The sequence below is a fragment of the Escherichia sp. MOD1-EC6098 genome, assembly GCF_002965865.1.
GTDB classification, from domain to species: domain Bacteria; phylum Pseudomonadota; class Gammaproteobacteria; order Enterobacterales; family Enterobacteriaceae; genus Escherichia; species Escherichia marmotae.
Map to the genome: position 1 here is coordinate 1 of NZ_PTSN01000037.1, position 24,415 is coordinate 24,415.

General features: G+C 46.0%; 35 protein-coding genes and 4 pseudogenes. 11 read left to right on the plus strand and 28 right to left on the minus strand.

Annotation, left to right across the window (positions count from 1 at the left end; all coding sequences use genetic code 11):
• The 7 genes and pseudogenes from gpJ to C0K55_RS24210 form a co-directional block, all read right to left on the minus strand.
• A pseudogene (gpJ, locus tag C0K55_RS24180) lies at window positions 1–475 on the minus strand (TipJ family phage tail tip protein); the annotation flags it as partial.
• Window positions 445–1,077 (minus strand): annotated as a pseudogene (locus tag C0K55_RS24185) (head maturation protease, ClpP-related); the annotation flags it as partial. The pseudogenes C0K55_RS24185 and gpJ, both read right to left, overlap by 31 nt.
• Window positions 1,022–2,530 (minus strand): phage portal protein, encoded by a 1,509-nt coding sequence (locus C0K55_RS24190; RefSeq protein ID WP_000985947.1) that lies wholly within the window; start codon window positions 2,528–2,530, stop codon window positions 1,022–1,024. The gene C0K55_RS24190 and the pseudogene C0K55_RS24185, both read right to left, overlap by 56 nt.
• Window positions 2,530–2,742 carry a hypothetical protein gene (locus C0K55_RS24195; RefSeq protein ID WP_001072975.1) on the minus strand — a complete coding sequence of 71 codons (213 nt, stop codon included), beginning with the start codon at window positions 2,740–2,742 and terminating at the stop codon, window positions 2,530–2,532. The genes C0K55_RS24190 and C0K55_RS24195 overlap by 1 nt, the downstream gene beginning before the upstream one ends.
• Entirely contained in the window at window positions 2,739–4,838 is a 2,100-nt protein-coding gene (locus C0K55_RS24200) for a phage terminase large subunit family protein (RefSeq protein ID WP_105266934.1), read from the minus strand. Before C0K55_RS24200 ends, C0K55_RS24195 begins: the two co-directional genes overlap by 4 nt.
• An 8-nt stretch (window positions 4,839–4,846) precedes the next feature.
• The gene (locus tag C0K55_RS24205) at window positions 4,847–5,374 is read right to left on the minus strand and encodes a DUF1441 family protein (RefSeq protein WP_001389340.1); all 528 of its coding nucleotides are present in this window, start codon (window positions 5,372–5,374) and stop codon (window positions 4,847–4,849) included.
• 557 nt (window positions 5,375–5,931) lie between these two features.
• The gene (locus C0K55_RS24210) at window positions 5,932–6,138 is read right to left on the minus strand and encodes a hypothetical protein (RefSeq protein ID WP_001031431.1); all 207 of its coding nucleotides are present in this window, start codon (window positions 6,136–6,138) and stop codon (window positions 5,932–5,934) included.
• A gap of 300 nt (window positions 6,139–6,438) precedes the next feature.
• Here C0K55_RS24210 and C0K55_RS24220 point away from each other — a divergent pair, with 300 nt between their 5' ends.
• A complete protein-coding gene (locus C0K55_RS24220) occupies window positions 6,439–6,849 on the plus strand; it encodes a DUF1398 domain-containing protein (protein WP_001531698.1) in 411 nt (136 codons plus the stop codon).
• A 151-nt stretch (window positions 6,850–7,000) separates the two neighbouring features.
• On the opposite strand, the gene C0K55_RS24225 is transcribed toward C0K55_RS24220, so the two are convergent.
• From C0K55_RS24225 to essD, 9 genes are all read right to left on the minus strand, one after another.
• Entirely contained in the window at window positions 7,001–7,174 is a 174-nt protein-coding gene (locus tag C0K55_RS24225; RefSeq protein ID WP_001019139.1) for a GnsA/GnsB family addiction module toxin, read from the minus strand.
• Window positions 7,175–7,346: 172 nt separating this feature from the next.
• Entirely contained in the window at window positions 7,347–7,502 is a 156-nt protein-coding gene (locus C0K55_RS24230; RefSeq protein WP_001309517.1) for a protein YnfN, read from the minus strand.
• A gap of 80 nt (window positions 7,503–7,582) precedes the next feature.
• On the minus strand, window positions 7,583–7,648 hold the full coding sequence (gene ynfR, locus C0K55_RS26045; RefSeq protein ID WP_120795388.1) for a small protein YnfR: 66 nt from the start codon (window positions 7,646–7,648) through the stop codon (window positions 7,583–7,585).
• Between the two features lie 2 nt (window positions 7,649–7,650).
• The gene (gene ymcF, locus C0K55_RS24235) at window positions 7,651–7,839 is read right to left on the minus strand and encodes a cold shock small protein YmcF (RefSeq protein ID WP_071524604.1); all 189 of its coding nucleotides are present in this window, start codon (window positions 7,837–7,839) and stop codon (window positions 7,651–7,653) included.
• Window positions 7,840–7,849: 10 nt separating this feature from the next.
• Window positions 7,850–8,062, minus strand: a complete 213-nt coding sequence (gene cspI, locus C0K55_RS24240) for a cold shock protein CspI (protein ID WP_000066495.1) — start codon at window positions 8,060–8,062, stop codon at window positions 7,850–7,852.
• A 362-nt stretch (window positions 8,063–8,424) separates the two neighbouring features.
• Entirely contained in the window at window positions 8,425–8,922 is a 498-nt protein-coding gene (locus C0K55_RS24245) for a DUF2514 domain-containing protein (RefSeq protein WP_001071769.1), read from the minus strand.
• Window positions 8,919–9,452, minus strand: coding sequence for a lysozyme (locus C0K55_RS24250; protein WP_001092973.1), 534 nt, complete (start codon window positions 9,450–9,452; stop codon window positions 8,919–8,921). Before C0K55_RS24250 ends, C0K55_RS24245 begins: the two co-directional genes overlap by 4 nt.
• On the minus strand, window positions 9,449–9,760 hold the full coding sequence (locus C0K55_RS24255) for a YdfR family protein (RefSeq protein WP_000189915.1): 312 nt from the start codon (window positions 9,758–9,760) through the stop codon (window positions 9,449–9,451). The genes C0K55_RS24250 and C0K55_RS24255 overlap by 4 nt, the downstream gene beginning before the upstream one ends.
• 4 nt (window positions 9,761–9,764) lie before the next feature.
• Window positions 9,765–9,980 carry a phage lysis protein EssD gene (essD, locus tag C0K55_RS24260; protein ID WP_000839590.1) on the minus strand — a complete coding sequence of 72 codons (216 nt, stop codon included), beginning with the start codon at window positions 9,978–9,980 and terminating at the stop codon, window positions 9,765–9,767.
• Window positions 9,981–10,199: 219 nt separating this feature from the next.
• Here essD and ynfU point away from each other — a divergent pair, with 219 nt between their 5' ends.
• Window positions 10,200–10,370: a putative zinc-binding protein YnfU gene (gene ynfU, locus C0K55_RS26795; RefSeq protein WP_001405948.1), complete on the plus strand. Its 171-nt coding sequence runs from the start codon at window positions 10,200–10,202 to the stop codon at window positions 10,368–10,370.
• Window positions 10,371–10,733: 363 nt separating this feature from the next.
• Here the strand turns inward: ynfU and cspB are convergent, their stop codons facing one another.
• On the minus strand, window positions 10,734–10,949 hold the full coding sequence (gene cspB / locus C0K55_RS24265) for a cold shock-like protein CspB (protein ID WP_000066485.1): 216 nt from the start codon (window positions 10,947–10,949) through the stop codon (window positions 10,734–10,736).
• A gap of 300 nt (window positions 10,950–11,249) precedes the next feature.
• Between cspB and cspF the strand changes: the two genes are divergently transcribed.
• From cspF to C0K55_RS24275, 3 genes are all read left to right on the plus strand, one after another.
• Window positions 11,250–11,462 carry a cold shock-like protein CspF gene (gene cspF, locus C0K55_RS24270; protein WP_000087756.1) on the plus strand — a complete coding sequence of 71 codons (213 nt, stop codon included), beginning with the start codon at window positions 11,250–11,252 and terminating at the stop codon, window positions 11,460–11,462.
• A gap of 54 nt (window positions 11,463–11,516) precedes the next feature.
• Window positions 11,517–11,606 carry a hypothetical protein gene (locus tag C0K55_RS26050; protein ID WP_120795389.1) on the plus strand — a complete coding sequence of 30 codons (90 nt, stop codon included), beginning with the start codon at window positions 11,517–11,519 and terminating at the stop codon, window positions 11,604–11,606.
• Window positions 11,607–12,231: 625 nt separating this feature from the next.
• A complete protein-coding gene (locus tag C0K55_RS24275; protein WP_000203370.1) occupies window positions 12,232–12,417 on the plus strand; it encodes a hypothetical protein in 186 nt (61 codons plus the stop codon).
• Between the two features lie 1,160 nt (window positions 12,418–13,577).
• Here the strand turns inward: C0K55_RS24275 and C0K55_RS24280 are convergent.
• The 11 genes and pseudogenes from C0K55_RS24280 to dicC form a co-directional block, all read right to left on the minus strand.
• Window positions 13,578–14,330, minus strand: a complete 753-nt coding sequence (locus tag C0K55_RS24280; protein ID WP_001557930.1) for an antitermination protein — start codon at window positions 14,328–14,330, stop codon at window positions 13,578–13,580.
• Window positions 14,331–14,343: 13 nt separating this feature from the next.
• Window positions 14,344–15,393, minus strand: a complete 1,050-nt coding sequence (locus C0K55_RS24285) for a DUF968 domain-containing protein (protein WP_105266918.1) — start codon at window positions 15,391–15,393, stop codon at window positions 14,344–14,346.
• A gap of 1 nt (window position 15,394) precedes the next feature.
• Window positions 15,395–15,673: a hypothetical protein gene (locus tag C0K55_RS24290; protein WP_023147795.1), complete on the minus strand. Its 279-nt coding sequence runs from the start codon at window positions 15,671–15,673 to the stop codon at window positions 15,395–15,397.
• A gap of 66 nt (window positions 15,674–15,739) precedes the next feature.
• Window positions 15,740–15,991: a protein Rem gene (rem, locus tag C0K55_RS24295; RefSeq protein WP_000980999.1), complete on the minus strand. Its 252-nt coding sequence runs from the start codon at window positions 15,989–15,991 to the stop codon at window positions 15,740–15,742.
• Window positions 15,992–16,207: 216 nt separating this feature from the next.
• Window positions 16,208–16,363, minus strand: a complete 156-nt coding sequence (hokD, locus tag C0K55_RS24300) for a type I toxin-antitoxin system toxin HokD (protein WP_000813254.1) — start codon at window positions 16,361–16,363, stop codon at window positions 16,208–16,210.
• Between the two features lie 615 nt (window positions 16,364–16,978).
• A complete protein-coding gene (locus C0K55_RS24305; protein WP_021568046.1) occupies window positions 16,979–17,644 on the minus strand; it encodes an epoxyqueuosine reductase QueH in 666 nt (221 codons plus the stop codon).
• A gap of 101 nt (window positions 17,645–17,745) precedes the next feature.
• Window positions 17,746–17,931: pseudogene (locus C0K55_RS24310) on the minus strand (methyltransferase); the annotation flags it as partial.
• Window positions 17,928–18,350: a DUF977 family protein gene (locus C0K55_RS24315; protein WP_001151183.1), complete on the minus strand. Its 423-nt coding sequence runs from the start codon at window positions 18,348–18,350 to the stop codon at window positions 17,928–17,930. The gene C0K55_RS24315 and the pseudogene C0K55_RS24310, both read right to left, overlap by 4 nt.
• A 40-nt stretch (window positions 18,351–18,390) precedes the next feature.
• Window positions 18,391–19,356 (minus strand): hypothetical protein, encoded by a 966-nt coding sequence (locus C0K55_RS24320; RefSeq protein WP_054486274.1) that lies wholly within the window; start codon window positions 19,354–19,356, stop codon window positions 18,391–18,393.
• Window positions 19,337–19,858, minus strand: coding sequence for a toxin YdaT family protein (locus C0K55_RS24325; protein ID WP_105266917.1), 522 nt, complete (start codon window positions 19,856–19,858; stop codon window positions 19,337–19,339). The genes C0K55_RS24320 and C0K55_RS24325 overlap by 20 nt, the downstream gene beginning before the upstream one ends.
• On the minus strand, window positions 19,842–20,072 hold the full coding sequence (dicC, locus tag C0K55_RS24330; RefSeq protein ID WP_000920568.1) for a dicB transcriptional regulator DicC: 231 nt from the start codon (window positions 20,070–20,072) through the stop codon (window positions 19,842–19,844). The genes C0K55_RS24325 and dicC overlap by 17 nt, the downstream gene beginning before the upstream one ends.
• A gap of 83 nt (window positions 20,073–20,155) precedes the next feature.
• Between dicC and dicA the strand changes: the two genes are divergently transcribed.
• The 6 genes and pseudogenes from dicA to C0K55_RS24360 all read left to right on the plus strand — a co-directional run.
• Window positions 20,156–20,563, plus strand: a complete 408-nt coding sequence (gene dicA / locus C0K55_RS24335) for a DNA-binding transcriptional dual regulator DicA (RefSeq protein WP_000379970.1) — start codon at window positions 20,156–20,158, stop codon at window positions 20,561–20,563.
• A gap of 166 nt (window positions 20,564–20,729) precedes the next feature.
• Window positions 20,730–20,885, plus strand: a complete 156-nt coding sequence (locus C0K55_RS24340; protein ID WP_000379589.1) for a DUF1391 family protein — start codon at window positions 20,730–20,732, stop codon at window positions 20,883–20,885.
• A gap of 1 nt (window position 20,886) precedes the next feature.
• Window positions 20,887–20,988, plus strand: a pseudogene (gene ydfB, locus C0K55_RS26975) (protein YdfB); the annotation flags it as partial.
• A 960-nt stretch (window positions 20,989–21,948) separates the two neighbouring features.
• Complete coding sequence (dicB, locus tag C0K55_RS24350) at window positions 21,949–22,137, plus strand: cell division inhibition protein DicB (RefSeq protein WP_086258433.1); 189 nt, start codon at window positions 21,949–21,951, stop codon at window positions 22,135–22,137.
• Window positions 22,134–22,325: a lysis protein YdfD gene (gene ydfD / locus C0K55_RS24355; RefSeq protein WP_054486277.1), complete on the plus strand. Its 192-nt coding sequence runs from the start codon at window positions 22,134–22,136 to the stop codon at window positions 22,323–22,325. The genes dicB and ydfD overlap by 4 nt, the downstream gene beginning before the upstream one ends.
• A 93-nt stretch (window positions 22,326–22,418) precedes the next feature.
• On the plus strand, window positions 22,419–24,415 hold a 1,997-nt coding region (locus C0K55_RS24360), incomplete at its 3' end, for an exonuclease (RefSeq protein WP_105283445.1).

Consider the following 24,415-nt stretch of genomic DNA (forward strand, 5'->3'; position numbering starts at 1 on the left):
CGAACTGTTCCGAGTCCACCTGCACGCCGACCAGTGCCGTGTTCGGGTAGCACTGTTTCACATCGATGATTTCGGTGTATGACGACCAGAGCGTTTTGTTCTGCAGCTGGTCTGTGGTGCTGTCCGGTGTCATCCTGCGCATCCGGATATTAAACGGGCGCGGCGGCAGGTTATCCACCACCACCGAGGCCAGATACTGCGACGTGGTTTTGCCCTTAATGGTGATGTCTTTTTCCGTCACCCAGCCACCGTTACGCTGTATCTGAACCAGCAGACGGACTTCCGACGGATTCCTGTCACCCTTTGAGGTGGTTTCCACCAGTGCCTGTACACCGAAGGTAAAGCGCAGACGGTCGATGTTTGCCGACGTAATGGTGCGGGTGATCGGCGTGTCATATTTCACTTCCGTACCCAGCACCGTCTCGGAACCGGAGGATTCAAATCCCTCCGGCGGTGACTGCTCCTGCTCGCCTGCCCAATACATGCCATTGCCTTAACGGCTGGCGTCACCTGATCAGCAAATCCATGTGCCAGACATTCGGCACCGGACATCCAGGTCTCATCCGCCAGCATGGCAGCAATTTCATCGGTGGTTTTCCCGGTTTTCTGTGCATAAGCGGGTAACAGAACCGCCTCAACCTTATCGAGCAGGTCGGCATAGGTGCGCATGTCCTCCGCATCACCGCCCGTAAAGCCAAATGGTTTATGAATCATCATGAAGGTGTTTTCCGGCATAATGACCGGGTTTCCCACCATCGCAATGACCGACGCCATTGACGCCGCCACACCGTCGACATAAACGGTAATGGACGCACCATGTGTTTTCAGCGCATTAAAAATGGCGATGCCTTCAAAGACATCGCCACCCGGTGAATTGATATGGAGATTAATGTGGGTGATATCGCCCAGTGCATTCAGATCACTGATAAACTGCTTCGCTGTAACACCCCAGAAACCAATCTCGTCATAAATATAAATATCCGCGTCACTCTGGTGACCAGCCTGCATCCTGAACCAGGAATTATTCTTCGGACTGGTCGTCGGTGTGCTGCGGCTCCTGTCGTTTCGTTGCGGCACTGCTGCCTCCTTTATCACTGGCCGGATCGGTATCAAATACCAGATCCAGCTTGCGGTTTTCATCAATTTCGGCCTTGCGCCGACGTTTGACATCATCCGGATTACGACCACCAGCACGTACCCAGTCTGATTCTGTCGCCGCTCCACCACGAATCTGGATTTTCCAGGCCTCAGCCTCCTTAACAGGGTCAATCCACGGCATCACTGGTCCGGAATACACCGCGGTATACAGTGAAGAACGGTCAAGATCACGGGGTAGCCTGATAACACCGGATGCCACAGCCTGTTTCAGCCAGGCACGATACATCGGGCGGGTGACGGCACCAATAAACCAGTCCTGCAGGATCAGGTAGCCATCAGTAGACTCAACCAGTTCCTGACGCTGGGCGCTGTAAGTGCCGTTATAGTTGCGTGCCGTACTGGAAAAACTCAGACGACTGCCCGCCGCCACGGCACGCAACTGACCATTACGAAAAGTTTCAAGGTTAGGATTGGGACGATCCGACTTCACCATTCCGATTTCTTCGCCGGGTTTCAGATCGTCGTAAATAATGCCTGGCTGAATGGTAAGCTCGCGTTCCTTATCCTTGCTGCCATTACCATCCGGTTCATAGCTCTGCCCGTCGCCTTTCCGGATGTACATCCCCAGAGCAGCGGCGATCCTTGCTGCAGTCAGCTCAGAATCTTCATACTCTTTCAGGGCACTGAGGCGGATCAGCACACCGGACAACAAAGACGTCCCGCGCATCTGGTGCAGACGGCGAACAAATTTAAGATGCAGCATTCGCTCTGCATCCACTTCTTTGGTTTCCATCTGCCGTCCGGATACAGGACGACTTTTATACACCAGATATTTTTCGGGACGCCCCCAGTCATCAACAAACACGCCCTGATTCAGCCTGTTGCTCTCATCACTGGTCATGGGAATAAAGTCTGGCTCGAGCGCCTCCAGCCAGAAATGAACACCGGCAGAAGGCGTCAGGCTGTTTATGCGCCCGGAAACCATCTGGGCAAACACCTCACCATCGCGCAGCCAGGTACGCAGCATCAGACGTTCCAGCATCGGACGGGTAAACTGCCCGGTGACTTCCGGGCTGACAGACCATTCACTCCATCGGGTGCGTATCTCCGCTGCCAGATCACGGGCAATGGCCCCATTGCGTAATACCGGATGTGGCTCGACAATAATCCCGTTTTTCCCCACCACCCGTTCTTCCAGCTTGTCAAATACACCAATAACCAGATCGTGGTTGTTATCAAGGTAACGGGCCTGCTCACGTAACGACACGGCCCCGTACTGGCTTAACTGGTCGGCAGTTCGGTTTTCCCGCCGGGCTTTGTGTGTCCGCGTCGTTTTTACGGCCTCATAAGCCTGGATCACCGCACGGGAACGCAGCCTTGCCGCTTTCCATCCTGGTGAAAAAACGCCAATCACATCATCAAGAATTGCCATCAGAACCTCGCCAGCCGGTACCCGGGATGCCCCCGTCGTCGTGTAATCAGAGCCGCAAGGCGGCGCTCCCACTCCTGCCGTCCCTGCCGGATCTCAGATAAGTTTTCCATGGTCATCTGCTGACCATTAAAGGTGACGGATTTTCCGTCCAGCACCGCCATTTCAGCTTCCGTATAACGCTGAATCATGGCTTCGATATCATTCTGGTTCATAACCATCCTCCGGAAGTCAGCCAGGGGTTAACATCGTCAGTTACTGTTTTCTTCCGTTTTTGTTTTTTAACAGGCGTGGATACCGGTTCCGGTGAGGGTGACGGTTCGGTACTGTCCGGGACACACTCCAGCCAGGTTTCCCGGCTCGCCCATTCCGGTGCATCCGGCCAGCGGATCTTTTCGTATCCATGCAGAATGACCAGAGCCTCGGCATACACCATCAGGTCAAAGGCTTCGTTGGCACCGCGACCCGGCTTACTCCATTTCCCGTCACTGCTCCGCTCTTCATACGTCAGTTCGTCGTAAAACCAGCTCCCCAGCCAGTCAGGGAAATGCACATAGCCGGGACCTGGCGAGTCACGCCATAACGCGTTATTCACCCGGTCTTTCAGTGCATCCGTCTGAAGAAGCCAGAGCGGCACATCACCTGCGGCCTGCGCCCGTCGGCCCGTTCGTCCGGTGTTATCAGGGAATGTACGGGTGATCAGTTTTGCGCGCCGGATGCTGTCGCCCTTAAACAGGTAAATACGTTTACCAAGGCCATCACGACGGCAACGACGCCAGAATTTATAGGCATTATCAGTGACCCCGTCTTCACCGCCGGAGTCCACCGCCATTGCCATCAGTCGCATTTGTTGAGAAGGATCGGAGGCCAGCGGCCAGCTTTTATGAAAAACATCCGTCAGCAGGACATCCCAGTCTTCCGGATAGCTGGCCGGATCAATTCGCTGGCTCTCCCCGTCGCAGTCACTGCGCAATGACTGCGTGATATTGTAACGATCAATAATCCAGCGTTCGCCACGACTGCCATAGCCCGTTACCTGAACCACAAAACGGCGATGACGTCCCGCCTGCACATCCACTGTCGCCACAAGGAAATTAACGCCATCCGGCACACTGCGGGAAGGAACTGGCTCTGCCCGCTGCTCAAGCAGTTCACTTTTTCGTTGCTCCATGCTGGCACGAGGAAGATAAGGCAATCCCCAGTCGGTGTTGATAACCGCCCTGAGTGTTTCTTCGCTTCCTGTCGCTTCATACTCCTGTTCTGCAGTCAGTAATTTGTAAACCAGTTGCGCCCAGGTCTGATACGCAGCAGCTGGCCCTTCCATCCAGAAACTGGCGATACGGGAGCGGCGCGGTTCACCGGAAACGTTGCCGTTACGATCAATGACCTGACCTTCACGCAACCAGACTCCTGCACTATTGAGCTCACGCTTTTTCTCCGCAGTGATAATGCCGCTGCAGTGCGGGCAAAGTAGATACGCCGCCTCACTGGCTTTAAAGGGATCCGGTTCATTACGGTAGCCGGTCATGGCATCCATAGCTGGCTGAAAATATTCACCGCAGTGCGGACATGGCCAGTACCAGCGGCGGCGGTCACCACGATTGTAAAGGGAAAGAATACCAGTCGTCGGTGGCGCTTCATGAGGCGACTTACGTCGCCATTTGCTGTCGCAGATGTCACGTCCCGGCGAGCTCTCCACCAGAGTCATCCCGGCGGACATAAATGTGGTGGTACGTTTTGAGGCCAAGGAGAAACCATCACCCTCGCTGTCGATATTCTCCGGAAAACGGTCGTAATCGGTTAAGGCGACAAACCGGTAATCCGACGACGACATAATGTTGACCGAGGGCCAACCAATTTTAAGGAACGAGCCATCCCTGAACGTCTTATCATGGACATTATTGTCGTTACGACGTGGACTCATTCTTTTCTTTACCGCCGCACTGCTTCTGAACGTTCTGTCGAGGCGCTTTTTAGAATGCTCGCGGGCCTTATCTTCGGTCATCTGCACAACGAGCATGTCCGAAGGATCGCAAACGATGGTATAGACAATCCATCCATCGATCAGACCAATGGTCTTCCCTGTTCGCGCAGGACCAACAAAAATCACCGCATCGTATTCACGCGATGCCAGGCAGTTCATGGGCTCAATGATGTAGGGTGTCAGTTCAGGATCCCATGGCACCGAGTTACCAGCCCCCTTGGGAACACGCATGAATTTTTTAACAACCTCCGAAATCGGCATGCGACGTGGTGGGGAAAATCCTGCCGATATGTCCCTTCCCAAATTTCGGGCTGATGAAAAACCCATTATTCCTCCTAGAGACTCTCTCCTTCCTCATCAGGAATTAATTCAGCAGCACAAGCCTCGTAGGATTTTTCCTGAAGAGTGTATCGCAGGTCATCAATGGCCTGCTGTACAACGCCGACGGCCTGAGGAGTCAGGGCGCAATCGCGTTCAAGAACATCCGGAATTGTCTCCAGAACCTGGACGACAGCCTTTCTCATGGACGAATAGACGATGACTACTTCATCAACTGGGATGAGTTTTCGCTGCTCCTTTTCCAGCTTGATCCTTTCATTTTCAGACTGGTACCAGTCCTTTCTCTCTTTCGGCTCCATACGGGATGGATCATGAACAGAGTCTGCTGCCTCATGCTTCACACTAAACAGGGCGGGCCCGACATGCTGCAGGGCGTAAACGGGGTTCCCCCTGACAGTCGCAGCCACAGGAGTGTTGGCCGCGAGGAGCCGTTTTTTTACTGTGTCCCGGTGAAGCCCAAAGGCCTCGGCGATTTTAAAAACACTCCAGTAATAAGCATCACCGATCCCGCTCACATTTGACATAAGCAACTCCATCTGGCAGGTGAAAATCAGGTTTATTTATATATTTCAATTAATTGCAAACTGGTCTAATGACAGGAAGAAAAAAATATTGTACAGGTGAAAAGAGAAATAACTTTTAATTATCAATAAATTACCAAACATGCTGCCGCCGCCATGGAAATGCAAAAACTAGCCTTTTTCCGCGACGCTCCCGCCCCGTGGCAGGGGCCCCCACCGGGAGGACCCGACAGCCTGACAGCCGTGACGAGCATCTGATACAGCGCTTTACATAATGGCATAGGAATAATTCAGAAGGACATCACAGCATGCCCACACAAATTAGTGTGAGTGTCCTGTTTCTTCCTACGCACAGGACTGACGAGCATGAGGGGAAAATACGCGAACCATAAATGCCTCATCTTCAGCAATGCAGCCGAACAGGACGATATTGTAAATTCACCTAATTACGAGGACATTGCAGTAGTTGAATTGCAGCTCTGTATTAGCCTGACAGTGACAGAATGCGATATTGACTCTGTCACAGGTGAAATAGTTTGAATGATTAGCAGTTATGGTGCTCAGTCAACCACCAGGGAATAATCCTTCGAATTCTTATCGTGCTTCACCAACGCTGCCTCAATTGCCCTGAATGCTTCCAGAGACACCTGATGTTCTATACATGCAATTACAACATCCGGGTAACTCATAGAAATGGTGCTATTAAGCATATTTTTTACACGAATCAGATCCAACGAGAGTTCATCAGCAGATTGTTCTTTATTCATTTTGTCGCTCCATGCGTTTGCTCGTCATCTAGCGGTTAAAATATTACTTCAAATCTTTCTGCATAAAAGAGGAAAAGTATGAAAGTTTGAGTACATCGACCTTACATACATCTGTCGGTTGCATATCCCTCCTGGATGCCAGCAAGGCTCAACTTTGTTACGCAACCAACACTATTTATTGAAAACAGGCTTAATATTTGACATAAATCATCAACAAAACACAAAGAGGTCAGACCAGATTGAAACAATAAACACGATAATGCAAACTACGCGTCATCGTATCACATGGAAGGTTTACCAATGGCTCAGGCTGCCATTTTTAAAGAAATATTCGATCAAGTGCGTAAAGATTTAAACTGTGAATTATTTTATTCTGAGCTAAAACGTCACAATGTCTCACTTTATATTTACTATTTAGCCACAGATAATATTCACATTGTGTTAGAAAACGACAACATAGTGTTAGTAAAAGGACTCAAAAAGGTTGTAAATGTTAAATTCTCCAGAAACAAACATCTTATAGAGACCTCCTATAATAAGTTGAAATCAAAAGAAATCACATTTCAACAATACAGGGAAAATCTTGCTAAAGCAGGAGTTTTCCGATGGGTTACAAATATCCATGAACACCAAAGATATTACTATACCTTTGATAACTCATTACTATTTACTGAAAGCATCCAGAAAACTACACAAATCTTACCACGCTAAACCATAACGTCCGGCTTCTCTCACTCCTGAGCCGGACTGCATTGGTTTAATAAAAACCATCAACAATTGTGATTTAGATATTCGGAACCATTCAAATATAACAAAACCCCGTAAAAACGAGGTTTATGGATAAATTTTATTATTGAATACATCAGATTAAATTAATCTTGACATCATAGCTTTCAAGACCCGTCATTTTTTCCCGTGCGGTAAACTGAATACTGGTAACTTCTTTCCCGGTCTTTTTCTTAAGTTCAATAATTTTTTTTGTTATATATTCAGAAATATCTGCTTCTGCTTTTGTTTTTAAGTCTTCAATATTCATCATTTCCTCTTTTAGTCTGTTATGACTTTCCAGTTACACTGGTAAGTCGATTATATGGTGCAAACGTGTAAAAGATAAGATGAAACATCGCAATAATCAACATACGATAGTCTAAATTTTACACAAACAGACAAAGAGAATTTTCCTGAATTATCAATGCAATAGCATCAAATCAACTCAAGAGCCTTATTGCTGCTTCCAGAATTTCTTCTGAAGTAACATGCCGATCCGCGGCTACATAAATGACTTTATGATCTCCGGTCAGAGATGGAAACCCTGCGGCCATTACAGTAAGGTGTGTTTTTTCGCCATTTGGATATTCACGCATGATGGTGTTAACTCCAGTCATCGCTGGCACTACCACTGCTGGTTCAGAGTTAAAAAAAACTATGATTTTTTTTCATGATGTTACCGTAGTATGTGAGTATCCATCGAATAGACACCAAGCAAAAAAGCTCCCGAAGGAGCCTTCATTTTCACTTTTTTAAATCCAACGACAGACGGCTGGCATTTAAGTATTGTGAAATATTATCAAATGTAATCATCATTGATTTACAAAAGATACATTTTGCCCCGAAAGGATTCATGTCAGAAACATCAAAAGATGATGTTCTATACTGGGAACCATGACAACACGGGCATCTAAAGTGAATATGGTTTGTAATATTGTCTACCTCAAAGCGCCACTACATGAACAGCGGCAGGACCTTTAGGTCCGTTCTCAATACCAAATTCAACTTCCTGATTCTCAGTTAATGTTTTGAAATCGTTGCTCTGAATTGCTGAGAAATGGACAAACACATCTTTGCTGCCATCTTTCGGCGTGATGAAACCAAAACCTTTTTCAGGGTTAAACCATTTCACTAAACCAGTCATTTTGTTAGACATAATTATTACCTTTTGAAGAAATTAGCCCTTGGGCAGAATGGTCCGAAAAAAAATATCAGAGAGAAAAACCAACAAGGAAATCTCAAGAGGTACAAATAATAAAATTATAACAATGACTGCTTCAGATAAATTTGTAACAAACCAGAACACCATTAACGCATGATTAACCACCCATAGCAAGGATTACTTTTGTAAAGAAAAACACAGCAATGAAAGAATAGCTTTATTTATTAATAAAACGTGTCATTCTGATTAAGACCTTTTATCTTACCCTTAAGATTTCAGGAATTTTGACTCATGGAAGAGTCCTTTTTATTTAAATTTTACATTCAGCGATGTAAATGTTCCGATTTAATATTACCCTACATTTGATGCTTTTTATCTCTTAAAGATTCATAGATCTGTTGACAAGTCACTCCTGCGATGTAGCGTTCGTCAGCAATTTCAGCATAAAGCTGAGCTTCTGCTGCAATATCTCCGAGCATGTTGGTGAGCATTCCTTCGGCGGTTTTGGTTGTTTTGCCTCTGACGGCAGCGGCAAGATCTGCGGTATGCTTCGCTGCGTCAAGGCGTATGGCATATTTTTTTGCTTCGGCACGCAACTGGTTAACACTATCAGACAGATAAGCAGCCCTGGCAGAAATTTCAGCAGATTTCTGTTGTGCATCTTTAACAGCCTCATCACGGGCTATAGTTCGCCCCTGTTCAATTATTCGAGCAGCAAATTGAGCATTTACCTCTTGTGATAATGCGGCAGCATCACGTTCCGCCCATTTTTTTTGCCATCCTCTGTCGCTCCAGACATTTCCGACGATAAATCCTGACAACACGAGAAAAATCACCATGAATATCTGATTCACTGTTCTATCCCCCAGCAGGTTAATGCGCTCTCCTGGTCACGACGAATAACCTGACCGTAACAGTTATTTGAACGAACGCGGCAATCGCGTCCGCCATCCTTAATCCACCAGCGAATCGCTTCGCATGCACCTTTACGATCACCAGCATTCAGCCGCTTATAAAACGTCGACGGGAAACACTTACCGGGACCAATGTTATAGGGACAAAATGACGCGATACCCGCTTTTTGTGGTTCGGTCAGTGGTACTTTAATATTGCGCTCCACCCATGCCAGCGCCTTATCACGCTCAATGGCGTTGACCTGGTCGCATTTTTCCTTCGACAGTTTCATATTGGGAAAAACGGTTTTTCCATCCACCACTGTGGCACCCCGACAGATGGTCCATATGCCAGAACCATCGCGGTATGCCATTGTGTGGTTACCTTCTTTTTCGTCCAGAAACTGGTCAAGTATCTGAGGAGCAGATGCGCCAGCACCAATCAGCGCCAGAACGGCAGCCGACAGGCCGTATCTGATTTTTGTGTTCATATATATTTATGATGAGGACGCTCGTGCTTATTGGCAGGATTTTCAATCTTAAAGGAGTACTGATGCTGCAGATAAGACTCAACTTTTTCTGACAATTTTTCTGCTACTTCCAGGAAGACTTGCCGGACGCTCCTTCTGGCTGCTGCCTCATAAAACTCCAGCGCAGCTCCTTCAACACGGTCCATGGCGACATCCAGGTCAAAAATTTCACCGTCAAAGCGTTCTTTGTCCTGTAAGGCTACAGTTACCGTAACTTTATTCTCAAAATTACGGACTCCTTTCACAACCAGTTCATAGTCTTGAGTCATTGGATTACTCTCCTCTCGCAGCCTTACGCCTGTCTTCTTTAATCTTGAAATAAAGATTTGTCAGATACGTCAGCAGGCCAAAAACCAGGCTACCCAGCACACCGATTGCAGCCCACTGTGACGGAGTTACTTTATCGAGTAACTGCAATGCCCAGAAACCAGCATTACCCGCCGATGTGCCATAGGCAACACCTGTTGTTAACTTATCCATTGATTTCATATCCTCACCCCGATGTACACGGATGGTGCAATATGTTTGAAAAGATCGGAGTCTACGGGGTAGTTTTGACAGCACACGTTGTTCTCAACGGCGCTAAAAAAACATACACATTAAAAATGTGGGTAATTATTTTGAAAGAAAGTCATATATAAAATAATAATACGAGAAATGTTTTCATATTTAGTGTACTGTATACGGCCATTTATACAGGAAAAGCCTATGTCAGAACGTAAAGACTCAAAATCACGCCGTAATTATCTCGTTAAATGTTCCTGCCCAAACTGCACCCAAGAGTCAGAACACAGTTTTTCAAGAGTACAAAAAGGTGCCCTTTTGATCTGCCCTCATTGCAACAAAGTATTCCAGACAAATCTTAAAGCTGTAGCCTGATTGATTTTATTAGTAACAAGTATTTTTTATATTTTAATAATATATTTAAAGCAGATAATAAAAAACCCGCCTGAGCGGGTTTGAGATTGTGGTGCTTTTTGTGGGAGTCATCCACTTACGCACTTTGTTTTGCGATGCCAGCAGTTAGCTTCTGCTGTGAAACTATTCATGCAGCAAACCTGCACTTCACCACAATGGTTAGCATACTTTTCCTGATTAAGATTTTGCCAAATATGCTGGCCATTGTTTCATGTATTGGACCTCCTTACTTTTTATTAAAGAGATCCAATATTCACTACTCTGTCCGTATCTCTACTCAGGCATCAGCCTTCTTCGTTATCGTATACAGACGAGCGATGAATTTTAATCAGTAATGATGACATTTACTGCTGCAGGACCTTTAGCACCACTCTCTATAGAGAAGGTAACCTTTTGACCTTCAAATAAGGTTCGATAATTATCATTCTGAATCGCAGAAAAATGCACAAACACATCTTTACTACCATCAACAGGAGAAATAAAGCCGAAACCTTTATCAGCGTTAAACCATTTTACTAAACCAGTCATTTTATTTGACATTCTACATTCCTTAACTTGAGCCTTTCGGCATAAATGGTTTGTATAACAGAAACGACTTCGTACTTAATTGGAGAGACTCAAAGAAGGAATAAGTGAATAACACCTGAAATGAGAACTGCTTTAGTAAACTACTTCGTATATCGTCTGTTCTTCAAACCGACGCAATCATTAACGCATAGTTGAACATATGAAGCAATGTTTATTTTAGACATCCAGCCATCTTCAACCCCATCAAAAAACTATAGCTTTCTTCAGGAACGTGTGTATAGTGCGCCAAGTTATCAGTATTAAGGAATTTTTTTGTCCCGTAAAATGACAGGAATTGTCAAAACCTTTGACGGCAAAAGCGGCAAGGGTCTTATCACCCCATCCGATGGTCGTATCGATGTCCAGCTTCATGTTTCAGCGCTCAATCTCCGCGATGCAGAAGAAATTACCACCGGATTACGCGTGGAATTTTGCCGGATAAATGGTCTGCGTGGCCCTTCAGCTGCCAATGTTTACCTTTCATGAGCTATATTAAAGCTTTAATTTCAGGCCCCATCGGATCACACATGGAGAGTTTTTATGAATAACCCCGTCTGTCTTGATGACTGGTTGATTGGCTTTAAAAGCTTATGCTGTACTTTGGCCGTAATAGCTCTGCTAATAATATAATAAGCAGACTCATTGTGTTTAGGGACATTGTACTGGAAGAAAACATTTTAAACATCAGGCAAATAACCAAGTCACCAGCTAAATAATAAGTTAACAGACATGAGTCCCGGGATGAGATTCAACATTACCATTGCCCCATTTAAAGCACAAAACCCGCTCATCAGCGGGTTTTCTACTTTTTCTTAACGTCGGGTATACAAAGCCCATCGTTGAAAAAATTTTATCCATATTTTTTGAAAAATGCAAGCATCACGTTACCATCTTCATTGAAAAACCTTTATCGTGTTACTTTTATCAATTGCACTTCAGCATAGAGTTATCCCAGACAGCACTTTAAAGACTTCTACATTACACACACCTTGTCTCCCCTTCTCGTCATATCTGCAAGACCGATATGCATGACGCAGTACATACGCTGAACTGCTTTATCCATCTGCATATTCTAGTGCTAAAGCGACTTCAGTAGCAGAAGCAAAATTCTGCTACTGTGCCAAACAGGAGTAAACGTCATTTTATGTAATGTTGATTGAGTGGTCATAGTATCACCTCAATAACAACTCTCCGCCCTATCATTGAAAGCATATCTGCTATAATTAAAAAGCCACTTAACATCAGGACTTCAAACATGACTTCAAATCAATCTGAAAACGAAATAGTTAATACTGTCAAAAAATATGCATCATGTGCTGACGATGCTTTGCAGGGAGGCAAAGAAAACGTTAAAGATAAATTTAGAAATTATCCACTGACTAGCGTGGTGGTTGCTCTAAGCATAGGGTTAACGCTTGGTTTTATTATTGGCAGAAAATAATCTTAAGCCTCCCATAAGTCGTACACAATCACATCTGCCAATTAATGTTCCATTAGTAAAAAACCACCTCCTGTGGAGGTGGTTTAAGGATAGCAACAAAACACAACCTACTTTAAACGGCTATATTCTGCTATATCTAAATAATAGGATCTCTTTTATCATCCGGTGAAAAAGGGTTCAATGGTTGCCCCTCATCAGGACGCTCAACGGGCTCATCATCAGGCTTACGGTCATCAAAATCTGGATGTTCTGACATATTCCACCCTAGTATTTTTATGCAGGAAAGATTATTTACTCTTTCCGGTTGTCTTTTTTATTATCCTTACCCTTACTATCCTCATTGTTTTTATTCCTGTCATGAGATTTTTCATTTGAATCACTTACATATAATGTATTCATGGGGACTCCAGTTTTTTAACAGCACAATGCTGTATCTGTAATTATAGATGCAATTAATCATTATGATATGTATGTTTCATGCACAAATCAGAAACGCATCTAGTGCTTTAATTAATATGGATTTTATTGCTGTAGATTTACAAAAATTTTCATAATTAACCAGCAATATAAGACAAATATCTCATAACATGAGGAAAATCAAGCTCATTTAAAGCAATTTATAATTTTCATCCTACTGTTTTCCCTGCACTGCCAACACAAGTTTCATCGCAACACTCTGACAAGACACCTATAAAATCAGTTTCGTTATCACCTTAATTTTCTTCATGGGTAACAAACCGGTAATACATCGATAGCCAGATTTCCGGCGTAAGCCATTTATTTGCAGCCTGATTGATGCGCGTTACTGTTACCTCTTCCCTGCATCAGGATGGCTTCTCCAGATGATATGGTTAATCACACTGGAACATTCACGCATAACCGTTTCCTTCATATCCTGCCGTTTTAGCATGTCTTTTCCCCTTCTTGTTAATATCAATAACTAACACAAATCTAAAAAAGCCAGCAATGTAAAAAAACTGCATTCACGGCAACCATAATGGTTACCGTTCTGCACAAAGTTTATGTCCACAAAAAAACCACTCTGCGCGGCTTATTGATATTTTCCACAGGTATGCATATAAGGCTCATCATTGGAAAACTCTTTGCACGTTTCCTTAGAAAATACAATCGTTATGTCGCCATCGTTCGGTGAAAATCATTTATCTCGTCACTTTTCTTAATTGCACCTCAGCATATGCTTCTTCCTGCCAGCACTTTGTAACCAGTTTATCAATGACATCTGCATATCCTTTGTACCACTGATAATCCGTCAGGTCTGGTACCAGCTTCTGGACATGACACCGCGCCAGTGTCGTTGGTAAACGACTAAACCGGTTTCCATTGCAACGCCCACAAACCTTATAAACAGGCGTGCTATGAAGCCGGGTTCTTTTTTCATCCAGGACAATACCTTTCCCCTTACACCCTCTGCACGCTGTGCTGACTTCTCCCTTACCATGGCAATGCTGACATAGTTCCTTCACCCACTCTTCCTTGATAACAGATTCCCCACTTCTGGAGTGTTTCACCACTTCGCGCAATACATTATGAAATCCAGTACCAGCACAATACTCACAGCGAGCCTTACTTGCCGCAGACCTGGAATAATCAGCAAAGGCAAAATTCACAAGGTAAGGGATGATCTGTAACCGGATTTCTTCACTCAATTTGTTCAATGTCGGATTATCCATTGCCATCGCGTAATTGAGCAGACCTTCAATCGCAAACTGAGGATCCTGAACACCAACTTTTGCCAGGAATAAGGCAAAACCAAGCGGAGCTTTCGACTGCACCATCCCCTGCGCAGCCATCACATCTGTTATTGTTAAACCACCCGAGCCTGTCGCCGGTGCGTCATCACTCAATTTTGGAGATTTTGGGGAGTAATATTTTGGTAAAGCTTCAAGGTTCATGCTCGTTCTCCACTTACGCCAGTACGCCTATTGCCAGCGCACGATCGATAAAACGAAATATCAGCTCCAGCTGGGAGCCATACTTCTCTTCAAATGCCACGGTATTCGCATGCAGCTCGTCGTGATGCTTTCTGCACAAAGGCAACACAAAGAGATCATGTGCTTTGGTTCCCATTCCGCCCTGCCCGTGACCAATCAGATGATGCGGATCGTCGGCTGGCATACCGCAGCAAGCACACGGCTGTGTCTTAACCCAGCGTGTGTACTTTTCATTAACCCAACGGTGACGTTTAGGCAGCTTCATGAAAGATTCCGGAGACTCTGGATCAACGGTGATGCTTACCACCGTCTTTTCCTGTGATGGGTTTTGTTGCTGGTGGGCGTGAGGCAACGGTGCAAGATTTTTTGTGCGCTGTTTCAATATGCTGGTGGCGGTCTGCTCTCCCGGTACGATGTCGCTTTCGCGGTACACCGAGCAGTTTTTTTCCGCTGGTAATCCCAGCGAGCGACGTAATACCGCTTCCGGTAGCGCGTCCGCCACCTGATTGCGGACCGCCCACCAGGATAATTCAGCCAGAGATAATTCACGCTCCTGCGTACCGCTTATTGCGTGACCGATGACGTCAATCATCCATGCTGACAGGTTTTGATGAGCAAGTTGCTCGAGTGATTCGGATGTCTGGTCACGCAGCTGGTTGTCGCAGTGCCAGCACAACACCATTGCGCCGGTACCATAACGGTGAATAACGGTTTCGCTGTGATGATAATCGCCGTGTGGCCACTGGCAGGATTTAATATGGCGCAACAGCCAGTCAGACAATGCACCAGCACCACCAGCAGCACGAATTACCCGTGCGTTACTGAAAAACGGCAGCAATGTTTTGTCTTCCACCAGCGGCTGGCGAACGGCAGGAACGACCCCGGACGGCAGATTACGCATGCTTTTCGGTTCCGGCTCCACCAGTACCCGGGTATTGTGGAATACCGGCATGGATTCACGGCCCGGCTTAACGACCACCAGCCCGAGTTCCGGTACCAGAACAGGTCGAAGTAATACCCGCACGTTACCTCCAGATGCGTTGCTGGAATGTACGGGACGGACGCGGTGGGCGTTCGGAGTAAGGCAATCTGACTGAGATTATCCAGTGACGGTAGTCGAGACTAAGGGCTTTCTTAACCTCGTATCCGCGCCTGCGGTAACACTGAATTATCCATTCAGCCTGCTCTTCAGTGCATGGAGGGTGCTGGAACCATTCAGACTTGAATGCGTGAGAATACCGCTCGTGCGTGCAGGCAAGAACGGGCGAATTATCAGAATTGTAATATTTTACGTTGCGTGCCATCGGTTTTCTCCGGTGGCACGGTGTTACTCAGCGGGAGTTCAGCCCCGCGCAAGATTGTAGATGAGTTTATTCTTCTGCAAAAGCTGAAAAGCCTGCTTTTATTCCGATCTCTTTCAGTGCCTGTAATGAAGTGACAAACTCACCTTCGCGCAAGATAAATCCGTCTGTCACTCGACCATCCACAAAATTAATTAACGCAGCCCCATTCTTTCGCAAACACATAATGCGGTAATGACTAACAAGATTTCCATTTTCAACGCACACAGCATAGAGGCCATCTTCACAAAAAATTTTACGCAGTTCTTCGATGTTCATCATCAGAATCCTTCCGGATAATTAGCTCTCCCCTTTAAGGGACCATCCCTCTTATCCCTGCGCGCTACTTAAGTATTTTTGATTCTATTCCGGCACCGTCCAGAACTTCAAACGCGTTGAAAATAAAAACAAAAACCCGCCGAAGCGGGTTAAGTGCGGGTGCGTTGAGGATGCCTGCCACATCAGAGGTGGCGAGGGATTTCTCCCTCGCCGGGTCTCTTACTCCTCAGGTTCGTAAGCTGTGAAGACAGCGACCTCCGTCTGGCCGGTTCGGATTCGTACCTCGCAGAGGTCTTTCCTCGTTACCAGTGCCGTCACTATGACGGTTAAACAAATGACGATCAGGGCGATTAACATCGCCTTTTGCTGCTTCATAGCCTGCTTCTCCTTGCCTTTCGGCACGTAAGAGGCTAACCTACATGTGTCTAGCATGAAATTGGCCTCAGATTAATGTTAAGCGTCTTGCAGGACGCGTAATGTTAACTGGGGCTTTTCTCTATCTGCCGTTGGTGTTCATGCCCGAGGCAGATAGCCTCAAGCACCCGCAGCCATTCTACTTAACTACCGTTACCTCGCCAATATGAAATCAATCAGTAAGGTGATCCATAAGAACAATAACAAGACAATAAATTGCCATTACAGCCACAATAGCCAGCGTGCATTTGAGAACCAGCACATAAATCTCCTGCTCTTGACGTATACAGGCACTGATAAATATGTGTCTTCGTGCTCGTTACTTCAATACGTAAGCGTCAGTTGCGCGTAATCAAATCAGACAACCGACTTTAAACCAGGGACAAACAGCAGGTAAAATAATCAAACGTTATTTTAAGCCATATCATGGCTTCAAGATTTCCTCTAATTTCAACAAGATGAGCAGGTCATTGCTTGCACTGATGACCTGCTCATTAATCATGATTATTTGAAAATTAAGGTAGGCGTACTATATATAGAAACACTGCTACGCTCCGTTGTTGGCATAATATAAAATCATTCCTGCCCTTCTTTACCGTAGTGGAGTTGACCAATTTTGATTAGAGGGCGTCCCTGAGATTTGCGGTGTAGATTGGTATCGCGCAGTGAATACACGCAGCCACAATATTCCTGCTGATAGAATTGTTCGCGCTTGCTGATTTCAATCATGCGGGAAGAGCCGCCCTGCTTTCGCCAGTTATAATCCCAGTACACCATGCCCGGATAATACGCGACGGCTCGCCGTCCACAGTCGTTAACCTGCTGCATATTTTTCCAGCGTGAAATGCCCAGTGAGCTACTGATCACACTGAAACCATTTTCAGCGGCATACAGCGCAGTCCGCTCAAAACGCATGTCAAAACACATGGTACAACGGATCCCTCGTTCAGGCTCCCATTCCATTCCTTTGGCTCGCTCAAACCAGTTGTCTGTGTCGTAATCAGCATCAATAAATGGCACGCCGTGTTGTTTAGCAAAGCGAATATTCTCATCCTTACGAATTAAATACTCTTTCTGAGGATGAATGTTCGGGTTGTAGAAAAAGATGGTGTAGTCGATTCCCGAGGCCTGAAGCGCCTCCATCACTTCACCGGAACATGGAGCACAGCAAGAGTGCAGTAATAGTTTTTTTGCCCCGTTTGGGAGCTCCAATTTGGGGCGTTTGAAATCAGCAACAGTCATAAATGTGTTTATGAGGTTCATGAAAATAGCAAAAAGTGTAGCATCAGAACGGGCTATCGGAAACAGATGTCTAAATCTGGTAATGTCTGCTTTTGATGCAAAGCAGACAACCACGGCAGCGCACGAAAATCAGCGATAATGTCGGGATTAATAATCGGGTGACGTCCATCACATAGCGAATGTTCCTCTTTCCTGATATCGCTAAATATCGACCATTCGTCATTCTTATCGAACCAGAGCATGCGACTGCCACAGCACATGTCGAGAATGGTAGCCGATGTACTCACAGCATCACCTCCCGATAATTCCCCTGATAAAACGTCAGAACACGCTGCATAACTTCGCTCTTCCGGCACTCGCGACAGATTATGTTTAGACGACTGTCGTAGCGGCGTATTTCTCCATCAGGTAATGACCAGATAAGGTCCGGATCAACCACAGCAGGTTTCTTCACCTTTGCCCTCGAGAGTTTTTTGCGGGCGTTTTGCCAGTCCTTACGCGCCTGTTCAGACGGGAATAACCCGTAGCCGGAGTTGTATACATCGCCACTGGCTACCAGCTCTCTGGCAAGAACGCTCATCAGATATCTAGTCGCACCTGTTTTAGCTTCCAGTTGCCGTAACGTCTCACGACCGCTCTGGCGCACGAGTTCCACCACCTGCCCTTTAATTTTTTCCCGCTCTTCTTGTGTAAAAACTTTTGCCACAAGTCCTCCTTAAAATTACCTCATGACCTGAAATCAACATTTATCCTCTGAAACCAGGCGGAATTTCTGTATCCGGTTCAGAAATATGATTAACACAACGCTGTACAGGTGAACGTCCCAGGCGGATGACCAGTTCGTCCCATTTTTCGCGGAGCTTTGACGGGCTCATGATGTTTTTTACCCAGAATGGATCTCGCTGAACCCGACCAAACATTTCGCAAATTTGTCTGTGGCTTCTGCCATCCAGCATCCGCATTGTGCGCACGTCATTGGCCCAGGCAGTCCAGTTAGGCTCTTTTGGTCGCATGATCTCGCCATCATCACTGGCTGCCTGTTCGTAGAGACCCACGATCCGCCCCCAGATCCACTGCGCACACGCCAAATCCTCCCTGCTACCCCACTGGCGTTTTTTCGCACTAAACACAACCGCGTCGGAGTTCCGGGTTAAAAAATCCTGTTCAGTCGTCTGCGGGTCCGGTTGCGAAGCTTCCGGACGAAAAGTGTTTTTATTCTCTGTAGTAATCTCTGTTGTATTCTCTGTAAGATCATCAGGCCATTTTGACCCGATGACATTGGATCGTTTTGAACCAATGGAGCGTTTCATTTTGACCTCTTCCATCGTGTCATTTTGACCTGATGGAGCGGCGCATTTTGAACTGATGGATTCGCTCAATTTGCCACCATCTAAAAGATCGCTCCCGTAGTTGATCGTGTAGAAATTGGTCATGTCGCGCTTTGATTTATTGAGCTTTTCGCAACGCAAAAGCCCCAGCGTTTTCAGACTTGCAAACGCGCGCTTTAACGTTGACTCTGACCAGAACGGGAACTGCGCCAGCCATTGTTCCGTTGTGTTGTAAATCCAGCGAACACCATCACATTCCATGCCGGAATTGGTATCTCTCAACCAGTAATGCAGTTGCTGCAACACAATGGCTTCGTTTAAGCCAATCTTCATCGCAAGCTGTGTGTTTATAACCAGTGGGCGTTCAGCAAAAAGAAGGCTCATAATTCCATCCAGCTTTTTGTTGGTATTGCTGTCGATACGCAAGCTTGAAAGCAATTGCTTTTTCTATAAGTTCGTCAGTTTCACGATCTACAACGGCAGGATCTGCAAAAAGCAGTCCGGACTCCACCACATCGCCATATTCTTTATTTAACCCAGCGATCATGTACGTAATGCTCTTTCCGTCACTAATTTCACGATACAACCTGAAATCACTAATCCGGATAGCCTCCATAATTGCAGGCGCTAGCGCTGTGAACTTTTCACGCTTATCCCTGGTGTCGATAGCCTTCCAGCGTTCAAATATCTTCACTCGATTAACGCTAAGCGCTCGCTGATCAACCGCGCCACCTTCATATGTGACACGCTGAACATCGATGTTCGGGCGCTCTTTCAAAGCCCAGAATGCTTCAGTGATTAATATCGTCGCCTGCTCCTGTGTCATTCCTGGTCGACATATCCAGGCATCCAGAGCCTCACGAGCCTGTTCAGGAGTGATTTTCATTGTTCAACCGCCCCGCCCGCTTCGTCTTACGATATTCGTCATAAACTTTGGGATCATACTGAAGCTCCCCGCCAGATGCCTCCTGTAGACGCATCGCGCGACCTTCGGGAACTAAATCCCCTTTCCAGCTATAAAGCGAAGCCAAACGAATACCTGCTGCTTGTGCAAGTTTTGTTTTTGAACCGAAATACAAAAGAGCGTCAGTTTTAAGCATTTAAAACACCTTAGCTGTTAGTCATGGCTAACAAAATAGATGTTAACAAAAACATAGTCAATACGATTTAGCATTAGCTAACTATGGATACAAAAAATTTAACCATCGGCGAACGCATTAGGTATCGTCGGAAAAACCTCAAACACACCCAAAGGTCTCTTGCTAAAGCCCTGAAAATCTCCCATGTGTCTGTATCACAATGGGAACGGGATGATAGTGAACCTACAGGGAAGAACCTTTTTGCCCTCAGCAAAGTATTGCAATGCTCACCAACATGGATTCTATTTGGCGATGAAGACAAGCAACCAACACCACCTGTTGAGAAGCCGGTTGCCTTAGCCCCCAAAGAACTAGAGCTCCTTGAGCTGTTTAATGCACTGCCAGAATCAGAACAGGATACCCAGCTCGCCGAAATGCGAGCTCGAGTAAAAAATTTCAATAAACTCTTTGAAGAATTACTAAAAGCCCGTCAGCGGACAAATAAAAGATAACATCATCAATGAGTTATCTTTTATTATATCAATTATGTTAGCCATAACATACAAAATCACTTGACCAATATGTTAGTCATGGCTAATCTTGTTTACATCAACACACCGCACGGTGTTCTCAGCAAACAGTTCCGCCACCCCGGCGTTAAGGGGAAATGAGGTCAGCATGGATACTATCGATCTTGGCAACAGCGAATCTCTGGTATGTGGCGTGTTCCCCAACCAGGACGGCACGTTCACCGCGATGACGTATACCAAAAGCAAAACGTTTAAAACCGAAAATGGTGCCCGTCGCTGGCTGGAAAGAAACTCAGGTGAGTGATATGGATTTCGACACAATCATGGAAAAGGCTTACGAAGAATACTTCGAAGGCCTTGCCGAAGGCGAAGAAGCTCTCAGCTTCAGTGAGTTTAAACAGGCACTCAGAATAAGAATGTGCTCTCACAATGACGCGGAGCACAAATATGAGAAGCAAAATCAGACCGCAGAAAATTTTGTTCTGGAACCCGGAGAAACGCTTTTCAAAATTCCCGTTACGTGCCCCATTTGCGGTTTTACATCAGAAGAACTTGACGACTCCTGTAACAATCAGGAAACAACCAAGTATGTCGAAGATGATACCGAGTGCGCACGAAGAACGATTATATCCACGAGTCCAAACTCCAGGACCAATAAATCTCACCTTGAGAGGGTGATTAATCCACTCCCCCAAACCAATAAAAAAGATGCCGGAGGACAAAAAACCCAATGGAACAACGGGATATCTGTCAAAAAAAGACGTTCCATTAAAGACAAACAACGCAGCGCCAACAACTGTAAGCGCTTTATACCAGTAATCAATTTTCATGTTCTTAAGCGGATTTATTGGTGGTTGCGACATTGCTTAATGAATCCTTAAAACTGTGGTGATTTTAAGGATACCACCTCGCCTGACGTGGTTAAAAGCAGGCACACAACACGAAAGCGCACGGCGAAGTTCGTCTCACTGTACGGTGTCGTTAAATTTAATTCGACCGTGCGCTTCCGGTTGTGGCAACCCGCAAAATGGCGCGGCGGTAAGTATGGCGGGGTTATTCCTTCCCCGTTGAGGACACCGAGTTGTCAGGTTGACCATACGCTTAAGTGACAACCCCGCTGCAACGCCCTCTGTTATCAATTTTCTGGTGACGTTTGGCGGTATCAGTTTTACTCCGTGACTGCTCTGCCGCCGTTTTTAAAGTGAATTTTGTGATGCGGTGAATGCGGCTAAGCGCACGCGGAACAGTTAAAACCAAAAACAGTGTTATGGGTGGATTCTCTGTATCCGACGTTAATTGTTAACTGGTTAACGTCACCTGGAGGCACCAGGCACTGCATCACAAAATTCATTGTTGAGGACGCGATAATGAAAACGTTATTACCAAACGTTAATACGTCTGAAGGTTGTTTTGAAATTGGTGTCACTATCAGTAACCCTGTATTTACTGAAGATGGCATTAACAAGAGAAAACAAGAACGGGAGCTATTAAATAAAATATGCATTGTTTCAATGCTGGCTCGTTTACGTCTGATGCCAAAAGGATGTGCACAATGAATTCAGCATTTGCGCTTGTTCTGACAGTTTTTCTTGTTTCCGGAGTGCCAGTTGATATTGCAGTCAGTGTTCACAGGACAATGCAGGAGTGTATGACTGCAGCAACCGAACAGAAAATTCCCGGTAACTGTTACCCGGTCGATAAAGTTATTCACCAAGATAATATCGAAATCCCGGTAGGTCTTTAAAACAGTTCCGTAATAAATATCCGGTTTCATTCTTATATGCCAGCAATGGCAGGGATTTGTTCATCCTTAAATCTGTCATGAGGTTAAAACAAAATGAGTAAAGTCTTTATTTGCGCCGCTATTCCTGACGAACTGGCAACAAGGGAAGAAGGCGCTGTGGCTGTAGCCACAGCCATTGAAGCTGGCGACGAACGCCGTGCTCGAGCAAAATTTCACTGGCAATTCCTGGAACATTATCCGGCTGCTCAGGACTGCGCTTATAAATTTATTGTCTGCGAGGATAAACCTGGCATACCCCGCCCTGCCCTCGATTCATGGGATGCTGAATATATGCAGGAAAACCGCTGGGATGAGGAGTCTGCTTCTTTTGTCCCGGTTGAGACTGAATCCGATCCGATGAACGTCACTTTTGACAAGCTGGCCCCTGAAGTACAGAACGCTGTCATGGTTAAGTTCGACACATGTGAAAACATCACCGTTGATATGGTTATTAGCGCACAGGAATTGTTGCAGGAAGACATGGCAACATTCGACGGACATATCGTTGAAGCGTTGATGAAAATGCCAGAAGTTAACGCCATGTATCCGGAGCTTAAGTTGCACGCCATTGGGTGGGTTAAGCATAAATGTATTCCTGGTGCTAAATGGCCCGAAATTCAGGCAGAGATGCGCATCTGGAAAAAACGTCGCGAAGGTGAACGCAAGGAAACCGGAAAATACACGTCTGTTGTTGATCTCGCCCGCGCCAGAGCCAATCAACAGTACACTGAAAATTCAACAGGAAAAATCAGCCCGGTCATTGCTGCCATTCATCGCGAATACAAGCAGACATGGAAAACACTGGATGACGAACTGGCCTACGCTCTCTGGCCTGGTGATGTGGATGCCGGAAACATTGACGGCAGCATCCATCGCTGGGCAAAAAAAGAAGTTATCGACAACGACCGCGAAGACTGGAAGCGTATCTCGGCATCAATGCGCAAACAGCCTGATGCCCTTCGCTACGACCGCCAGACTATTTTTGGCCTTGTCCGTGAGCGTCCGATCGACATTCACAAAGATCCCGTAGCACTGAACAAATATATCTGCGAATACCTGACGACAAAGGGCGTGTTTGAGAATGAAGAAACAGACCTGAGCACTGTTGATGTTCTCCAGTCATCAGAAACACAAACTGATGCAGTGGAAACTGAGGTATCTGATATCCCAAAAAATGAAACCGCGCCGGAAGCTGAACCATCTGTAGAGCGTGAGGGGCCGTTCTATTTCCTCTTCGCAGATAAGGACGGAGAAAAATACGGTCGCGCAAACAAACTTTCTGGTCTGGATAAGGCACTGGCTGCTGGCGCCACTGAAATCACAAAAGAAGAATATTTTGCCCGAAAAAATGGCACATACACGGGCTTACCGCAAAATGTAGATACCGCTGAAGATTCAGAACAACCAGAGCCGATAAAAGTTACCGCTGACGAAGTAAACAAAATTATGCAGGCAGCCAATATCAGCCAGCCTGACGCCGATAAGTTGCTTGCTGCATCACGTGGTGAATTTGTTGAAGGGATTAGTGACCCGAATGATCCGAAATGGGTTAAGGGGATCCAGACCCGCGATTCTGTGAACCAGAACCAGCATGAATCGGAACGGAACTACCAAAAAGCGGAACAAAACAGTCCAAATGCGTTACAAAACGAGCCAGAAACGAAACAGCCTGAACCAGTGGCGCAACAGGAAGTGGAAAAAGTCTGCACCGCCTGCGGTCAGACCGGCGGCGGCAACTGCCCTGATTGTGGCGCGGTGATGGGCGACGCAACATACCAAGAAACATTCGATGAAGAGTATCAGGTTGAAGTTCAGGAAGATGATCCGGAGGAAATGGAAGGCGCTGAACATCCACACAAGGAGAACACTGGCGGCAATCAGCATCACAATAGCGATAATGAAACTGGCGAGACGGCAGATCACCCAATTAAGGTGAACGGTCATCACGAAATCACATCCACCAGCAGGACGTGTGACCATCTAATGATCGACCTTGAAACCATGGGAAAAAATCCTGATGCCCCGATCATCTCAATAGGTGCAATATTTTT

Bases quoted from the DNA above. Each gene is read 5' to 3' on its own strand.
- C0K55_RS24190 (WP_000985947.1), bottom strand. From the start codon at position 2,530: ATGGCAATTCTTGATGATGTGATTGGCGTTTTTTCACCAGGATGGAAA.
- C0K55_RS24195 (WP_001072975.1), bottom strand. From the start codon at position 2,742: ATGAACCAGAATGATATCGAAGCCATGATTCAGCGTTATACGGAAGCT.
- C0K55_RS24200 (WP_105266934.1), bottom strand. From the start codon at position 4,838: ATGGGTTTTTCATCAGCCCGAAATTTGGGAAGGGACATATCGGCAGGA.
- C0K55_RS24205 (WP_001389340.1), bottom strand. From the start codon at position 5,374: ATGTCAAATGTGAGCGGGATCGGTGATGCTTATTACTGGAGTGTTTTT.
- C0K55_RS24210 (WP_001031431.1), bottom strand. From the start codon at position 6,138: ATGAATAAAGAACAATCTGCTGATGAACTCTCGTTGGATCTGATTCGT.
- C0K55_RS24220 (WP_001531698.1), top strand. From the start codon at position 6,439: ATGGCTCAGGCTGCCATTTTTAAAGAAATATTCGATCAAGTGCGTAAA.
- C0K55_RS24225 (WP_001019139.1), bottom strand. From the start codon at position 7,174: ATGAATATTGAAGACTTAAAAACAAAAGCAGAAGCAGATATTTCTGAA.
- C0K55_RS24230 (WP_001309517.1), bottom strand. From the start codon at position 7,502: ATGCGTGAATATCCAAATGGCGAAAAAACACACCTTACTGTAATGGCC.
- cspI (WP_000066495.1), bottom strand. From the start codon at position 8,062: ATGTCTAACAAAATGACTGGTTTAGTGAAATGGTTTAACCCTGAAAAA.
- C0K55_RS24250 (WP_001092973.1), bottom strand. From the start codon at position 9,452: ATGAACACAAAAATCAGATACGGCCTGTCGGCTGCCGTTCTGGCGCTG.
- C0K55_RS24255 (WP_000189915.1), bottom strand. From the start codon at position 9,760: ATGACTCAAGACTATGAACTGGTTGTGAAAGGAGTCCGTAATTTTGAG.
- essD (WP_000839590.1), bottom strand. From the start codon at position 9,980: ATGAAATCAATGGATAAGTTAACAACAGGTGTTGCCTATGGCACATCG.
- ynfU (WP_001405948.1), top strand. From the start codon at position 10,200: ATGTCAGAACGTAAAGACTCAAAATCACGCCGTAATTATCTCGTTAAA.
- cspB (WP_000066485.1), bottom strand. From the start codon at position 10,949: ATGTCAAATAAAATGACTGGTTTAGTAAAATGGTTTAACGCTGATAAA.
- C0K55_RS26050 (WP_120795389.1), top strand. From the start codon at position 11,517: ATGAATAACCCCGTCTGTCTTGATGACTGGTTGATTGGCTTTAAAAGC.
- C0K55_RS24275 (WP_000203370.1), top strand. From the start codon at position 12,232: ATGACTTCAAATCAATCTGAAAACGAAATAGTTAATACTGTCAAAAAA.
- C0K55_RS24280 (WP_001557930.1), bottom strand. From the start codon at position 14,330: ATGAACCTTGAAGCTTTACCAAAATATTACTCCCCAAAATCTCCAAAA.
- C0K55_RS24290 (WP_023147795.1), bottom strand. From the start codon at position 15,673: ATGGCACGCAACGTAAAATATTACAATTCTGATAATTCGCCCGTTCTT.
- rem (WP_000980999.1), bottom strand. From the start codon at position 15,991: ATGATGAACATCGAAGAACTGCGTAAAATTTTTTGTGAAGATGGCCTC.
- hokD (WP_000813254.1), bottom strand. From the start codon at position 16,363: ATGAAGCAGCAAAAGGCGATGTTAATCGCCCTGATCGTCATTTGTTTA.
- C0K55_RS24305 (WP_021568046.1), bottom strand. From the start codon at position 17,644: ATGACTGTTGCTGATTTCAAACGCCCCAAATTGGAGCTCCCAAACGGG.
- C0K55_RS24320 (WP_054486274.1), bottom strand. From the start codon at position 19,356: ATGAGCCTTCTTTTTGCTGAACGCCCACTGGTTATAAACACACAGCTT.
- C0K55_RS24325 (WP_105266917.1), bottom strand. From the start codon at position 19,858: ATGAAAATCACTCCTGAACAGGCTCGTGAGGCTCTGGATGCCTGGATA.
- dicC (WP_000920568.1), bottom strand. From the start codon at position 20,072: ATGCTTAAAACTGACGCTCTTTTGTATTTCGGTTCAAAAACAAAACTT.
- dicA (WP_000379970.1), top strand. From the start codon at position 20,156: ATGGATACAAAAAATTTAACCATCGGCGAACGCATTAGGTATCGTCGG.
- C0K55_RS24340 (WP_000379589.1), top strand. From the start codon at position 20,730: ATGGATACTATCGATCTTGGCAACAGCGAATCTCTGGTATGTGGCGTG.
- dicB (WP_086258433.1), top strand. From the start codon at position 21,949: ATGAAAACGTTATTACCAAACGTTAATACGTCTGAAGGTTGTTTTGAA.
- ydfD (WP_054486277.1), top strand. From the start codon at position 22,134: ATGAATTCAGCATTTGCGCTTGTTCTGACAGTTTTTCTTGTTTCCGGA.